The sequence below is a fragment of the Microbacterium sp. 1262 genome (assembly GCF_040544895.1).
GTDB classification, from domain to species: domain Bacteria; phylum Actinomycetota; class Actinomycetes; order Actinomycetales; family Microbacteriaceae; genus Microbacterium; species Microbacterium plantarum.
Window position 1 is genome coordinate 2,930,168 of sequence record NZ_JBEPKU010000001.1, and the last position, 13,606, is coordinate 2,943,773.

Consider the following 13,606-nt stretch of genomic DNA (forward strand, 5'->3'; position numbering starts at 1 on the left):
CGGTGGTGCTGGTGTCGCCTCGGCGGGCCGTTCGGTAGACACGGGCACCGTCGGACCGACGAACGTATCGGCGCATCCGCCGGGGGGCGGCGCCGCAGCCCGGCTCAGGCCAGGGCGGCGTCGATCCCGGCCAGCGGCACGGGCAGCCAGTCCGGTCGGTTCCGCGCCTCGTAGATGGACTCGTACACGGCCTTGTCGAGCACGAGAGCGCGCAGCAGCACCGGGTCGAGGTCGATCGCGCCGGGTGCGGCGCCGTAGGCCTCGATGAAGGCTGCGCGGCAGGCCGACGCCCATCCGATCGGGTCGGGGCCGTCGCCGACCGCGCCGGCGTAGTCGAACGACCGCAGCATCCCGGCGACATCTCGCGGCGGCAGATCGGGGATGGCGCGCTCGGCCATGGGCCGCAGCGGCTCGCCCTCGAAGTCGACGATGCGCCAGCCCCCGGCCGGAACTGCCAGCACCTGCCCGAGGTGGAGGTCGCCGTGGATGCGCTGGAGCCGCGGCCACGGGCGTGCGAGAGCCGCGTCGTACACGGCTCCGATCGCGTCCACGCGATCGGCCACGGCCGGAACCTCGTTGGCGGCGATCGACAGCCGTCGGCGCCATGCGGCTCCGGTCGCCGTGACCTGCTCCGCCGCGGCCTCCGTCGAATCGAGTGCTGCGCCGAGCGCGCCGTGCACGCCGGCGACCGCGATGCCGAGATCACGGGCCGCGTCGGTGAAGTCGCGATCCTCGCGGGCGGCCTCGAGAGCTACGGCCCAGCCGTCGCGGACGCCGCGGAGGAACTCCTGGGCGAACCCGAGCGTGCCGCGAGCTGCGCCCGAGTCGCGCCCGATGTCGGGCCATTCGGCGTCGAGGCTCCCGAAGAAACGCGGGACGAAGGGCGAGCCGGCGTCGCTCAGCACACGCTGCACGGTCACGTCGGGGTTCTCGCCGTGGTGGAGGGTCCGGAAGAGCTTGAGGATGATCGTCGGCTCGCCGTCGACGTCGTAGACGATCGAGGTGTTCGACTGCTCGCCCGTCAGCACGCGGGAGTCGGTCACGCGCGAGACGTCCACGCCCATCTCGGCCAGCGTCCCGATGGTGAACCCGGTGTGCTTCGCGGCGTCGACGAGGTAGTCCTCGCCGTCACGGGCGACCACGTCGTCGCCGTCCGCCGGAGCCGACACCCGGGCGAGCGGCACGTTGTAGAGCGTCGGCAGTGCGCCGGCGTCGTCCATGAGGAGGTAGCGCGTCGCCCCGCCGGGGGCGGGTTGCGCGTCGAGGATGCGGAACCGCGGTTCGTGACTCTTGCCGGCATACCACCGCTGTCGCGCCGCCCAGGCGCCGAGCTCGTCTGTCAATCGCACGGTCCCACACTGTCGGTTCGGAATCTCCGAGCAAAAGGGCTGGACGCGCGCGGGGGAGAGGCGTAATGCTCTGTTCCAACGCCGGCCCGCACATTCGCAGCGACGCGACCGATAGTGACCGGTGGAGCGGGGCACCCGAGAACCCCGCCCGCGGAGAGAGTATGTCCCTGCATGGCACGGTGAACACGCGGATGCGGCGCGCCCGCCGCATCCGCGTCATGGTCGGTCTCGGGTTGATCGCCGTGATCGCGACCCTCGTCTTCGTTCAGGTGGCCACGGGGTGGCATCTGCGGCAATTGCGGGTTCTCGCCTTCGCCGGGATCGTGGTGGTCGTCCTGCTCGCGGCGTTCGTCGCCGTGACGTTCGCGAACGGACGCCGCACGTCCGCACGCGCGGACGACGCCGACGGGATGCCGCACCCGCGTCTCGACGTCTAGGGGCGCGCCCCGGTCCCGAGGCCGGCCGGATCATCGATGAGGGGCGCGGGGCGGTTCGTCGCCGCATCGACGATGGGCGCGCGCATCACGGTGGCCGCGGCAATGGCCATGAGCACGGCGCCGAGAGCGTAGGGCGCCGCGTGTGCGACGACGGCGTAGAGCACGCCCGCGAGGATCGGGGCGATCGTGCCCATCGCCGCGGTGAGCGACTGGGTGACTCCGCCGAGCCAGCCCTGCTCGTGCGGACCGACCGCGTTCGACATGACACCGTCGAGCGCGGCCTGCGATGCCCCTTGCCCGGCGGCGAGCGCGAGGGCGCCGAGGACGAAGAGCCAGGGCTGCGCGATGAGTGAGGCGACGACGGCGAGGGCGACGAGCCCGGCTGCCTGGGCGGCGATGCCGGCGACGATGACGCCGCGTTCACCCATCCGGGGCAGCAGGAAGCCGAGAAGGACGCCCTGGACGACGATGTCGATCACACCGACGACGGCGATCAAGAGCCCGATGGCCGTCGGACCCCATCCGATCGAGTCGAGCGCGAGCACGCTGAAATTGTTGACGAAGAAGCCGAAGGGGAGGGCGAGGAGCGCGAACGCGATGAGCAGTCCGCGGAGCTCCGGGCGGACGAAGGCGCGGCGGAACACCGCGAACGGGTTGAGGTCCGATGCCGCGATCGCGGGGATGCGATTTCTGCGCTCGAGGCTCTCGGGCAGGAGGAAGACGCTGAGGGTCGCGATGAGGAACGAGATCCCGGCGGTCACGAAGACGGGCAGGGCGAGGTCGACCGCAGCGAGAAGACCGCCCAGGGCGGGGCCGACCATGGTGCCGATCCCGGAGAGGGCGCCCAGGAGGCCGAATCGCTGCGCGCGCTTCTCGGGTGGGGTGATGTCGGCGAGGTAGGCGAACAGCGCGGGCAGGTCTCCGGCCGTCGCCCCCTGGATGACGCGCGCGAGCAGCAGAACCCAGATCGCGCCGCCGATGCCGAAGAGAAGCATGCTCACCGCGGCCCCGAACGACGCGACGATGATCACTGGGCGGCGACCGAACCGATCGGACAGGCGACCGAGGAAGGGGGCCGCGATGAAGGCGCACAGCCCGTTGACGGCTTCGAGCGCGCCCACCCAGAGCGCGAGGTCTCCCTCGCCGGAGACGTAGCGCAGCACGACGAACGGGAGCACGGGGAGGACGACGGTCATGCCTGCCGTCGTGAGCGTCGTGAGCAGGATGAGCATCACCCATCGGCGGTCGGCGCCGGCGGGCTGCGGACGCGAGAAAACTGAAGTCATACCGAAACTGTATTGATACCAAGTGTGGTGTCAATACAGTTTTTCGTGCTCGCCGCCTAGGATCGACCTCATGAACCACACTGCGCCGCCGGGACGCCGCGAGCGCAAGAAGGCGGCCACGCGCAAACGGATCTCGGATGTCGCGACGATGATGTTCCTCGAGCGGGGTTTCGACGACGTCAGCATCCGTGAGATCGCCGACGCGGCCGATGTCTCTCCGACGACCGTCTTCGCGCACTTCAGTCAGAAGGAGGCGCTGGTCTTCGACGAAGACGACGAACAGCGCGAGCGCCTCGTCGCGGCCGTCCGGGACCGCCCCCCGGGAACGTCGATCTCCCGATCGATCCGTGACTACTACGCCCGTGAGATCCGCGCCGGAGCCGCCGAGCATGGCGATGACGTGGCGCGCGTGTTCATGGACTTCCTCAACGCCACGCCCGCGCTGCGCGATTACGCCGCGCGCATGTGGCTGCGCCACGAGGAGGCGCTCGCCGAGGCGGTCGCCGCAGAGCTCGGCGAGGCGCAGCCCGACCCCTACATCCGTGCGTTCGCGCGGTTCGTGCTCCAGATCCAGACGATGGTGAACGAGAGCGACGATCCCGAGGCGACGCTCGATGCCGGGTTCGCTGTGCTCGAGAACGGCTGGGCGGGTTTCGAACGGCGAGGTGAGGGGCGGTGAGCCGTCGCAAGTCGCTCGTGAACACCGTCGCCGACGATCTGCTCGACCGGATCATCGGGGGACGCTTCGCCCCGGGCGATGCCCTGCCGACCGAGGCGGAGATCGGCGTCGAGTTCGACGTCAGCCGCGTGACCGTGCGCGAAGCGCTCCGCACCCTGTCGGCGCGGGGCATCGTGCGGGTGGTGTCGGGGGTGGGGTCCCGCGTGGCTCCGGTCGAAGAGTGGGGCTCGGTGTCCGACGCTCTCCGGTTCCGGGCCGCACACGGTGATGACGCCCTGGTGGCGGAACAGCTCATCTCGACGCGCCGGATCATCGAATGCGAGGCAGCGGCTCTCGCTGCGCCGCTCATCGACGACGCCGCCCTGGCGGAGTGCGCGGCGTGCATCGACGAGATGGTCGCGGGAGCGACCGCGGCCGATGTCGATCGCTTCGTGGACGCCGATCTGCGCTTCCACGCCGTGATCCTCCGCGCCTCGGGCAACCTGTTCCTCGCCGTGCTGCTCGCGCCCCTGACCGAAGTGCTCGCCGAGCGCCGGACGCAGACATCGCGGGCGCCGGAGATCCAGCAGCACGCGATCGCCGAGCATCGCGGAGTCCTCGAGGCGTTGCGGACGGGCGACCCGGATGCCGCGAGGGCGGCGATGGACCAGCACCTGCAGCAGACGCTCGACGACTTCCGCCGCTACGTCGCAGGGTGAGCGCGCCTCACTCCGATTCCGGTTCGTCGTCGTCCACCGGCACCTCGTGACGCTGCTCCCACACGTCGGCCGCGTCGGCCTCCGTGCTCGGGGCGGGAATCTCGGGGGCCGCGCTGTCGTCGGCCGTGGCCGGCAGCTGCTGTTCCTCGGCGTCGGCGACAGGAACCTCGGTGCCGTGCTTTCGCTCGATGTCGGGCATGTCTGACTCCTCACGTTCGTGGTGCCGGGTGACCAGTGATGCCAGCGTGCGATCCGCGAGGGGGTTGGCGCAAGCCCCGGGGCGATCTCGTCTCCGATGTTGACGGCGATGCCCGGCTGCTGCATGCTGTCATACAGCTGACAGCAGCCGTCATCGGCTGACCTCACTCGACGACGAGGAGAACACGTGGCCCCCACGGTGCCCCTGCCCGATCTGCCGGCCGTCTCGCGCCCCGACCTCGATCTCCTGGCGGAGCGCATGGCCGACGGTCGTCGTGTGTTCGTCGTCCTCGACGACGATCCGACCGGGACGCAGTCGGTCGCCGACCTGCCGGTGCTCGGCGCGTGGGACGTGGCCGATTTCGCGTGGGCGTTCTCGTCCGGCGCTCCCGCGGTGTACGTCCTGACCAACTCGCGCAGCCTCGCGCCGGCGGAGGCCGAGCGCATCAACCGTGAGGTCGTGCGGGCGGCACTCGCGGCCGCGGAGACAGCGCGCGTGCGCGTCGACTTCGTCAGCCGCAGCGATTCGACGCTCCGCGGGCATTTCCCGCTCGAGCCCGACACCATCGCCGACGAGATCGGTCGCTCCGGGGCGCTCGCTCCGACGAACGTCGTCGTCGTGCCCGCCTTCCCGGATGCTGGTCGCGTGACGGTCCGCGGCGTCCACGGCATCCTGTCGGACGAGGGCTTCACTCCCATCGGCGAGACGGAGTTCGCCCGCGACTCGACCTTCGGCTTCCGCGCATCGCGGCTGGCGGACTGGGTGGCGGAGAAGACGGGCGGCGCCATCCCGGCTGCGGACGTCGTCGAGGTCACGGTCGATGACCTCCGCGCGGGGACGGCAGCCGTGGCGGCGGTGCTGCGCACCGCCCCGGCGGGGGCTCCCATCGTGGTCGATGCGGTCGTGGAGGAGGACCTGGTCGAGCTGGCGCTCGGTCTCGAGGCGGTGGAGGCCGAAGGCCGATCGTTCGTCTACCGGGTGGGACCGCCCTTCGTCCGAGCCCGCATCGGCCAGCGCCGCCGGCCGCCCGTCGACGCCGCCGAGCTGAGCGTCGACCATGCGACCCGCGGGGGACTGGTCGTCGTCGGCTCGCACGTCGGTCTCACCAGCCGCCAGCTCGCCGACCTCGTGCGTCGCCGCCCGCTCGAGGCGGTCGTGGAGCTCGACGTCCCGCGACTGCTCGATCCCTCCGAACGGCGAGCCGAACTCGACCGCGCCTGCGCGACCATCGCCACCGCGCTGCTGCGCGGCGATGTCGTGCTGCACACCAGCCGCACGCTCGTCCGCACCGACGACCCCGACGAGAGCCTCGACATCTCCCGTCAGGTCTCGGAAGCCGTCGTCGAGGTCGTCCGAACGGTCGTCGCACGGGTCACGCCCCGTTTCGTCATCGCGAAGGGCGGCATCACCTCGAGCGACGTCGCGACGCGCGGGCTCGAGATCCGGCGCGCGCGGGTCCTCGGTTCGCTCTTCCCCGGCATCGTGTCCGTCTGGGAAGCAGCCGACGGGCCGGCATCCGGAATCCCCTACATCGTGTTCGCCGGCAACGTCGGCGACGACGGGTCGCTCACCGCCGCTGTCGAGCGGCTCTCGCTGACGCCCGCGCAATCCGCCTGAGACGAAGGAGCACGGTCGAAATGAACGACAACACCGCGGTTGCGGTACTGGGGCTCGGCGCGATGGGCCTGCCGATGGCCGCCCGCCTGGCGGAGACTTTCCGTGTCCGCGGCTTCGACATCGCCCCCACCCGGCTCGCACTGGCCGCGGAAGCGAACGTGACCCCGGCTGCTTCCGCCGCGGAGGCTGCGGCGGGTGCGCAGGTCGTCCTGGTGGCGGTGCGCGACTCCGCTCAGCTCGCGGATGTCCTGTTCGGGGATGCCGGCATCGTCGACGCCCTCGCCGAGGGAGCGGTCGTCGTTCTCACGAGCACCGTCGGAACCGACGGGGTCGCCGACGTCGCGGCCTCGCTCGCGCAGCGGGGCATCGGCCTCGTCGACGCCCCGCTGAGCGGTGGCCCGGTCCGGGCGCGAGAGGGCGATCTGCTGATCGTCGTCGGGGCCGACCCCCGAGCCCTCGCGGTCGCGAGGCCCGTCCTGGAGGTGCTCGCGTCGACGCTCACCATCGTGGGCGAGCGCGCCGGCGACGGTCAGGCGCTGAAGACCGTCAACCAGCTGCTGTGCGGTGTGCACATCGCTGCAGCCGCCGAGGCGCTCGCGCTCGCCGACCGCCTGGGGCTCGACCTCGAACGCACACTCGAGGCGCTGCAGGCCGGGGCCGCCGCGTCGTTCATGCTCGGAAACCGCGGCCCGCGCATGCTGCAGGCCTGGGACGACGAGGGCGCCGAGGTGCTCAGTCGCCTCGACATCTTCGTCAAGGACATGGGCATCGTCGGCGCCGCCGCGCGGCGGGCGGGACTCCCGGCGCCGCTCGCCGCTGCGGCCGAGCAGAGCTACCTCCTCGCACAGGCTCAGGGCCTCGGTGAGGCGGACGATTCCGCCGTGATCCGGCTCTCCGCCCCTGCGCGCCGCGGCTGAGGCCGATCTTGCGGATTTCTTGAGGTTGGTCGGTGTGCGCGTTGCGTATTCCTTGCGGTCGATCGCCGAACATCGAAGAACACCCGGTCACGGGGACGTTGCCCGAACGACGTCCCCGGGCCGGGTTCTCTCGTTGAGTGCTTTTCGCGGAACGCGCAAGTGCCTCGGCTTCTGGGGCCCGTCGGCCTAGCGTCGAGGAATGAGCGATCAGAGCATCCCCACACCCGACGAGCCGACCTTCCCGGCCCCCGCCGAGCCGACCGTTCCCGTTCCCGCCGAGCCGACGGCGCCGGCGCCCGGCGAGCCGTCGGCCCCGACTCCGCCGGCGTCGCCGGAGCCCGCGGCCGAGACGCCGGGTGCGACCGACACGCTGGGCGGCACCGAGGGCGGCGGCGAGGGGTCGCCGGTCAAGGATCCCGACACGTGGGTCACCGGCGATGAGCCCATGACGGGCCCGCAGCGGAGTTACCTCGACACGCTGGCGCGCGAGGCGGGCGAAGAGTTGCCGGGCACCCTCACCAAGGCCGAGGCGTCCGAGCAGATCGACCGCCTGCAGGACGCCACGGGACGCGGCGCGTAACTACGATCCGGCGTCCGCGTCCCGCCGCGGCCGAGCCGACCGCACACGGAACCACAGGCTCAGCTCCCGGGCGGCGCGCAGCGTCGCGCTCGGGTCGTCCGAGCCCTCGAGGTCGTCGAAGGTGTCGCGGAACCCCGTCGGAGCGTCACCCGTCGTCTCGGCGATCGGCTGATAGCCCATCGTCCACTCGCGGAACTCGCGGTGGGCGATGGGCTGCTCGATGAGGACCCGCATGTCGGAGTGGCGGGAGTCCTGCCGGATGGTCGCGAGCAGATCGCGGACGGCGGGCTCGGGTCCCTCGAGCACCTGCACGAACCGGCCGCCGCGGTACAGCAGCATCCCGGTCAGGTCTCGCGCCGCGTTGGACGCCCGGCTCTGCGCGAGGAGCGCCGCCAGGTCGTCGTCGCCGAAGGGCGCGCGGGCGTTGCTCGTGTAGAGGATCGAGAGCAGGCCCTCGGAGGTCGAGGTCATCGGATCTCCCGGAGTTCGATGGGCGGTTCTTCGGCCGCGATGCCGGGCGTCGCTCGCAAAGCGAGCGTGCGCATCGCCGCGGTCAGGTCGGAGAACGATCCGGCGCAGGCCGACCGTGAGTCGTAGGCGAGGTAACGGCCGTCGGGCTGCCGGTCGATGTAACCCACGAACTCGCCGGTACGGCTTCCGACGTGGAACCCGTCCTCGACGCGAGCCCAGACGATTCCGGTTCCGGTCACCGCGCGGCCTCGGGGCGGGGTACCCACACGAGGGCTCCCGCTGCGATGAAGGTCGCCGCGCCGACGACGTGCGCGGCCAGCCAGACCGGCTGGTCGAGCGAGAAGGGGTACACCGGGTTCCACAGCACCGCGATAGCCGCCATCGGCAGCGCCCACCACCACTGCCGCGCCTGGATCGCGAACCACGCGATGATGAGCGCGAGGATCGCGACGACGAACGAGATGACCATCGCGAACTCGCCGCCGATGAGCGGGATTCCGGCCACGAGCGCAGCGGCCCCGAGGATGCCGGGGGCGAGCCCGTTGCGCTGGCGCAGCGGTGGGTCGGCGGGGCGGGCGGATCTCGAAGTCATGCGGACGTTTCTCTCGGGACGGGTGACGCGAGGTCGCGCGTCTTCTCGATCGTACGAGTTCAGCGCGCGGGCCGACCGGCGCTTGACGCCACGCCGGAATCCGTCATGGCGGCGTCGGCGCCGGTCATGACGGGGACCGGATCCGACAGCAGCGCGGCGAACGCGGTCTCGGCGGCGCCGACGAGCAGGCGGTCGTCTCCCAGCTCGGCGGTGCGCACGAGCGGCGCCGAGCCGGAGATCGTCTGACGGGCGACCGCGTCGGCGAAGCCGTCGACGTCCGTCTCGACGAGCGGCGCGAGGAAGCCGCCGAGGACGACGACAGCGGGATCGAGGACGTTGACCGCGCTTGCCACGGCGGACGCGAGGATGCGGCGCTGCCGATGCACCTCGGCGCGCGCCGCCGGATTCGCGGCGCCGTGGACCGCTGCCCGCAGCTCGGCGTCGTCCGCACCGGGCAGCCCGAGCGAGGCGATCAGGCGGTGCCGGCTCACTTCGTCTTCGAGGGCGGCGCGTTCACCGGATCGCCGGTCCGCGGCATCCTCGAAGATCGCCGGATTGTGCCCGAACTCCCCCGCGAGGCCTCGCGCGCCGCCGACGAGTCCGCCGCCGACGACGAGCCCGCCACCGATGCCGCTCGCTCCGCCGTTGAGGTAGATCACATCGGCGACGCCGCGCGCGGCGCCGAAGAGGTACTCGGCGTGCGCGCCGTACGAGGCATCGTTGCCCACGGTCGTCGGGGTGCCCGTCGCGGCGGTGACGAGATCGGCGAGCGGGGCGTCCGTCCACCGCAGGTGCGGCGCGTGCACGACCAGGCCGGCAGCCGGGTCGACGAGCCCGGGGACGGCGACACCGACCCCGATGACCCTGGTCGTGGCGAGCGGCCCGCTGCGCCATTCCTCGATCGTCGCGGCGATCAGTGACGCCAGCGCGTGCGGCGTGATGAGGGTCGTCGTGAGTGCGCGGCGGCGCGCGTGAATCCGGCGGTCGAGGCCGACGGCGGCGAGTGTCACCGCATCGACCTCGGGGTTCACGGCGACAGCGACCACATCGGGGCGGGCCGTGATGACGGGGGACGGGCGCCCGATCCGACCCTCGGCAGCGCCGGCGGTCTCGGTGACGAGGCCCAGGCGCGCGAGCTCGGCGGTCAGCGCTCCGATGGTCGAGCGGTTGAGGCCGAGGTCCGCGGTGAGCGCGGCCCGCGAGATCGGACCGTCGCGGTGCACGACGACGAGCATCCGGGCGAGGTTCACTCGCCGGACGAGTTCGGCGGTTCCGGGCGCGACACTCACGGCATCAGCCTACGAGAACACAGTTTGTTGACGTAATAGACAAACCGACCTACGCTGAGGTCGCAGCAATCGAAGCGAAGGAGCACGCATGCGCACCCCGACCCCGGCCGACAAGTTCACGTTCGGCCTCTGGACCATCGGCTACAACGGAACCGACCCGTTCGGCGGACCGACCCGGCCGCCCCTCGACGTCGTCCACGCCGTCGAGAAGCTCGCCGAGCTCGGGGCCGCGGGGCTGACGTTCCACGACGACGACCTGTTCGCCTTCGGGTCGAGCGAGAGCGAGCGGCAGACGCAGATCGATCGCCTCAAGGGCGCGCTCGCCGACACCGGCCTGACCGTGCCCATGGTGACCACCAACCTCTTCAGCGCCCCGGTCTTCAAGGACGGCGGCTTCACCTCGAACGACCGCGCGGTGCGGCGCTTCGCGATCCGCAAGGTGCTGCGTCAGATCGACCTCGGCGCCGAACTCGGCGCCGAGACCTTCGTCATGTGGGGCGGCCGCGAGGGTGCCGAGTACGACTCGGCGAAGGATGTCCGACAGGCGCTGGAGCGCTACCGCGAGGCCGTGAACTTCCTCGGCGACTACGTCGTCGAGAAGGGCTACAACCTGCGTTTCGCGATCGAGCCCAAGCCGAACGAGCCGCGCGGCGACATCCTGCTTCCGACCGTGGGTCACGCCCTCGCCTTCATCGAGTCGCTCGAGCGTCCCGAGCTCGTCGGCCTGAACCCCGAGGTTGGACACGAGCAGATGGCGGGCCTGAACTTCGCGGCCGGCATCGCGCAGGCGCTGTACCACGGCAAGCTCTTCCACATCGACCTCAACGGTCAGCGCGGCATCAAGTACGACCAGGACCTCGTCTTCGGTCACGGCGACCTGCACAATGCGTTCGCGCTCGTCGACCTGCTCGAGAACGGCGGCCCGAACGGCGGCCCCGCGTACGACGGACCCCGCCACTTCGACTACAAGCCGAGCCGCACCGAGGACGAGACCGGCGTCTGGGACTCCGCCGCCGCGAACATGCGCACCTACCTGCTGCTCAAGGAGCGGGCTGCGGCGTTCCGCGCCGACCCGGAGGTGCAGGAGGCGCTCGAAGCGGCGCGCGTTCCGGAGCTCGCCCAGCCGACCTTCGGCGAGGGTGAGACCTACGACGACTTCGTCGGTGACCGCTCGGCCTACGAGGACTTCGACGCCGACGCGTACCTCGGCGGCAAGGGCTTCGGCTTCGTCCGCCTGCAGCAGCTCGCGACCGAGCACCTGCTCGGCGCACGCTGACGCCGGCGCCGCGAGAGTCCCCTAACCCGAGAGAAGAGGATGCCGGCATGACGCTGGTCATGGGTGTCGACTCGTCGACCCAATCGTGCAAGGTCGTGATCGTCGACGCCGAGACCGGTCGGGTCGTCCGGGAGGGGCGTGCGCCCCACCCGGACGGCACGAGCGTCGACCCCGAGTCGTGGTGGACCGCCCTGCAGGCGGCGATCGAGCTCGCGGGCGGGATGGCGGACGTTCAGGCCTGGTCGATCGGCGGCCAGCAGCACGGCCTCGTCGCGCTCGACCAGCGGGGCGCCGTCGTGCGCGACGCGCTGCTGTGGAACGACACCCGTTCGGCGCAGGCGGCATCCGATCTCGTGGCCGAATACGGCGCCGACCGGCTCGCCGAGCGCACCGGACTCGTTCCGGTCGCCTCGTTCACCATCAGCAAGCTGCGGTGGTTGCGCGAGCACGAGCCGGAGAACGCCGCGCGGACCGCGGCGGTGGCCCTTCCGCACGACTGGCTGACCTGGCGCCTGCGCGGCTTCGGCCCGGTTTCCGACGGCACGGGCGGGGCCGCCGCGCTGGCCGAGCTCGTCACGGATCGTTCCGACGCCTCGGGAACCGGCTACTGGAGTGCGGTCACGGGCGAGTACGACCGGGAGCTGCTCGTAGCCGCTCTCGGGCACGACGCCGTGGTTCCGCGGGTCCTCGCCGCGGACGAGTGGGTCGAGGATCAGGGCGGCCGCCGGGTCGCCGCGGGCGCCGGCGACAACGCGGCATCCGCTCTCGGTGTCGGCGCGGGCGTCGGCGACGTCGTCGTCTCGATAGGCACGTCCGGCACGGTCTTCGCCGTGAGCGAGACGCCCGCGGTCGATGCCACCGGGACCGTCGCGGGCTTCGCCTCGGCGGACGGGCACCACCTGCCGCTCGTATGCACGCTCAACGCCGCTCGCGTGCTCGACGTCGTCGCCGCCCTGCTGGGGGTCGACCACGACGGCCTGTCGCGCCTCGCGCTGTCGGCCGAGCCCGGGGCGGGAGGGCTGACGCTCGTGCCGTACTTCGAGGGCGAGCGCACGCCGAATCTGCCGGATGCGACGGCCTCGCTGACCGGGATGACGCTCGCCTCGACCACGCGGGAGAACCTCGCCCGTGCAGCGGTCGAGGGGATGCTGGCAGGCCTCGGCGCCGGACTGGACGCGCTGCGCGACCAGGGCGTGCCGCTGCGGCGCGTGCTGCTGGTCGGCGGGGGAGCGCGGTCGGCAGCCGTGCAGCAGATCGCCCCCGCGGTCTTCGGACTCGACGTCGAGGTGCCCGCGCCAGGCGAGTACGTCGCGCTCGGCGCGGCCGAGCAGGCCCGCCGCGTCGCCGCGGCGGGTGCCCGTTAGATCGCCTCAGACATGGTCGCGCCAGGAGTGCTTCGGCTCGTAGCCCAGAAGCCGCCGGGCTTTCTCGGTCGAGAAGAGCGACTCGTTCGTTCCGAGGTCGCCGCGGATCTCGACGCCGGGGAACACCTCGGCCACGAGCTCCGCGTTCGGGCGTGACATGACGGTGTCGGCGGCGGCGATGAGGAACCGATCGAAGCCGGCCGGTGCGTTCTCGAGCGCGCGCAGCACGGCCTGGGCGCCGTCGCGCGCGTCGATGTAGCTCCACACGTTCCACTTGCGACGCATCGGGTCGGCGTCGAACGACGGGAACTCGGCGTAGTCCTCGGGCACCATGACGTTCGAGAAGCGCAGTGCGGTGATCGAGAGGCCCGGGTGCCAGCGCACGAGCTCGATCGCGAGCTGCTCCTCGAGGTGCTTCACGAGCGAGTACACCGACTCGGGGCGCGCGGGATACTCCTCGTCGACGGGGATGTACGGCGGCGGCACGTCGAACGGCAGCCCCTGCACCGTCTCGCTCGAGGCGTAGACGACGCGGTCGATGCCGAGTCGCGTCGCGGCGTGGAAGACGTTGAAGGTCGCCGCCATGTTGTTGTGGAACGTCGCGATGTCGGGACGGATCCCGGGAGCGGGCACCGCGCCGAGATGCACGATCGCGTCGACGCCGTCGTGGCGATCGCCGACCGAGCCGAAAGCGTCGACGACCTGGCCGTAGTCGGTCAGATCGATCTGCACGAACGCGGGCCCGCGTGTGCCGATCACGTCGAAGCCGATGACCTCGTGCCCCGCCGCCGTGAGTTCACGAGCGACGACCGTGCCGAGTTTTCCCGATGATCCCGTCAGTGCGATCCGCAT

At 71.5% G+C, this 13,606-nt stretch carries 16 protein-coding genes; 8 read left to right on the forward strand and 8 right to left on the reverse strand.

Going from position 1 to position 13,606, the window contains the following annotated elements:
• Window positions 1-104: 104 nt before the first annotated feature.
• Window positions 105-1,349, reverse strand: a complete 1,245-nt coding sequence (locus tag ABIC53_RS14020; protein ID WP_354451926.1) for a maltokinase N-terminal cap-like domain-containing protein — start codon at window positions 1,347-1,349, stop codon at window positions 105-107.
• 161 nt (window positions 1,350-1,510) lie between these two features.
• Between ABIC53_RS14020 and ABIC53_RS14025 the strand changes: the two genes are divergently transcribed.
• Complete coding sequence (locus ABIC53_RS14025; RefSeq protein WP_114588784.1) at window positions 1,511-1,786, forward strand: hypothetical protein; 276 nt, start codon at window positions 1,511-1,513, stop codon at window positions 1,784-1,786.
• Here ABIC53_RS14025 and ABIC53_RS14030 read toward each other — a convergent pair.
• Window positions 1,783-3,072, reverse strand: a complete 1,290-nt coding sequence (locus ABIC53_RS14030; protein WP_274179287.1) for an MFS transporter — start codon at window positions 3,070-3,072, stop codon at window positions 1,783-1,785. The two genes, ABIC53_RS14025 and ABIC53_RS14030, sit on opposite strands and share 4 nt — an antisense overlap.
• Window positions 3,073-3,142: 70 nt before the next feature.
• Here ABIC53_RS14030 and ABIC53_RS14035 point away from each other — a divergent pair, with 70 nt between their 5' ends.
• Both ABIC53_RS14035 and ABIC53_RS14040 read left to right on the forward strand, forming a co-directional pair.
• The gene (locus tag ABIC53_RS14035) at window positions 3,143-3,751 is read left to right on the forward strand and encodes a TetR/AcrR family transcriptional regulator (protein WP_274179286.1); all 609 of its coding nucleotides are present in this window, start codon (window positions 3,143-3,145) and stop codon (window positions 3,749-3,751) included.
• A complete protein-coding gene (locus ABIC53_RS14040; protein ID WP_323986715.1) occupies window positions 3,748-4,449 on the forward strand; it encodes a FadR/GntR family transcriptional regulator in 702 nt (233 codons plus the stop codon). Before ABIC53_RS14035 ends, ABIC53_RS14040 begins: the two co-directional genes overlap by 4 nt.
• Window positions 4,450-4,456: 7 nt before the next feature.
• On the opposite strand, the gene ABIC53_RS14045 is transcribed toward ABIC53_RS14040, so the two are convergent.
• A complete protein-coding gene (locus ABIC53_RS14045) occupies window positions 4,457-4,648 on the reverse strand; it encodes an Rv3202a family protein (RefSeq protein ID WP_274179284.1) in 192 nt (63 codons plus the stop codon).
• 186 nt (window positions 4,649-4,834) lie between these two features.
• Between ABIC53_RS14045 and ABIC53_RS14050 the strand changes: the two genes are divergently transcribed.
• From ABIC53_RS14050 to ABIC53_RS14060, 3 genes are all read left to right on the forward strand, one after another.
• On the forward strand, window positions 4,835-6,265 hold the full coding sequence (locus ABIC53_RS14050; RefSeq protein ID WP_354451930.1) for a four-carbon acid sugar kinase family protein: 1,431 nt from the start codon (window positions 4,835-4,837) through the stop codon (window positions 6,263-6,265).
• A 20-nt stretch (window positions 6,266-6,285) separates the two neighbouring features.
• Window positions 6,286-7,182 carry an NAD(P)-dependent oxidoreductase gene (locus ABIC53_RS14055; protein WP_354451932.1) on the forward strand — a complete coding sequence of 299 codons (897 nt, stop codon included), beginning with the start codon at window positions 6,286-6,288 and terminating at the stop codon, window positions 7,180-7,182.
• A gap of 370 nt (window positions 7,183-7,552) precedes the next feature.
• A complete protein-coding gene (locus ABIC53_RS14060) occupies window positions 7,553-7,762 on the forward strand; it encodes a DUF3072 domain-containing protein (protein ID WP_274179344.1) in 210 nt (69 codons plus the stop codon).
• On the opposite strand, the gene ABIC53_RS14065 is transcribed toward ABIC53_RS14060, so the two are convergent.
• From ABIC53_RS14065 to ABIC53_RS14080, 4 genes are read right to left on the reverse strand one after another with little or no spacing between them, the layout of a single operon-like run.
• Window positions 7,763-8,233, reverse strand: coding sequence for a BLUF domain-containing protein (locus ABIC53_RS14065; protein ID WP_354451934.1), 471 nt, complete (start codon window positions 8,231-8,233; stop codon window positions 7,763-7,765). It abuts the gene before it with no gap.
• A complete protein-coding gene (locus tag ABIC53_RS14070; protein WP_274179280.1) occupies window positions 8,230-8,472 on the reverse strand; it encodes a hypothetical protein in 243 nt (80 codons plus the stop codon). Before ABIC53_RS14070 ends, ABIC53_RS14065 begins: the two co-directional genes overlap by 4 nt.
• The gene (locus ABIC53_RS14075; RefSeq protein ID WP_354451936.1) at window positions 8,469-8,825 is read right to left on the reverse strand and encodes a DUF6804 family protein; all 357 of its coding nucleotides are present in this window, start codon (window positions 8,823-8,825) and stop codon (window positions 8,469-8,471) included. The genes ABIC53_RS14070 and ABIC53_RS14075 overlap by 4 nt, the downstream gene beginning before the upstream one ends.
• Before the next feature lie 59 nt (window positions 8,826-8,884).
• A complete protein-coding gene (locus tag ABIC53_RS14080) occupies window positions 8,885-10,114 on the reverse strand; it encodes an ROK family transcriptional regulator (RefSeq protein WP_354451938.1) in 1,230 nt (409 codons plus the stop codon).
• A gap of 88 nt (window positions 10,115-10,202) precedes the next feature.
• On the opposite strand from ABIC53_RS14080, the gene xylA reads away from it, so the two are divergent.
• Together xylA and xylB are read left to right on the forward strand one after the other, a co-directional pair.
• Window positions 10,203-11,390 carry a xylose isomerase gene (gene xylA, locus ABIC53_RS14085; protein ID WP_114588790.1) on the forward strand — a complete coding sequence of 396 codons (1,188 nt, stop codon included), beginning with the start codon at window positions 10,203-10,205 and terminating at the stop codon, window positions 11,388-11,390.
• Window positions 11,391-11,437: 47 nt separating this feature from the next.
• On the forward strand, window positions 11,438-12,754 hold the full coding sequence (gene xylB / locus ABIC53_RS14090; protein ID WP_274179277.1) for a xylulokinase: 1,317 nt from the start codon (window positions 11,438-11,440) through the stop codon (window positions 12,752-12,754).
• 6 nt (window positions 12,755-12,760) lie between these two features.
• Here the strand turns inward: xylB and ABIC53_RS14095 are convergent, their stop codons facing one another.
• Window positions 12,761-13,606 carry an NAD-dependent epimerase/dehydratase family protein gene (locus ABIC53_RS14095; protein ID WP_274179276.1) on the reverse strand — a complete coding sequence of 282 codons (846 nt, stop codon included), beginning with the start codon at window positions 13,604-13,606 and terminating at the stop codon, window positions 12,761-12,763.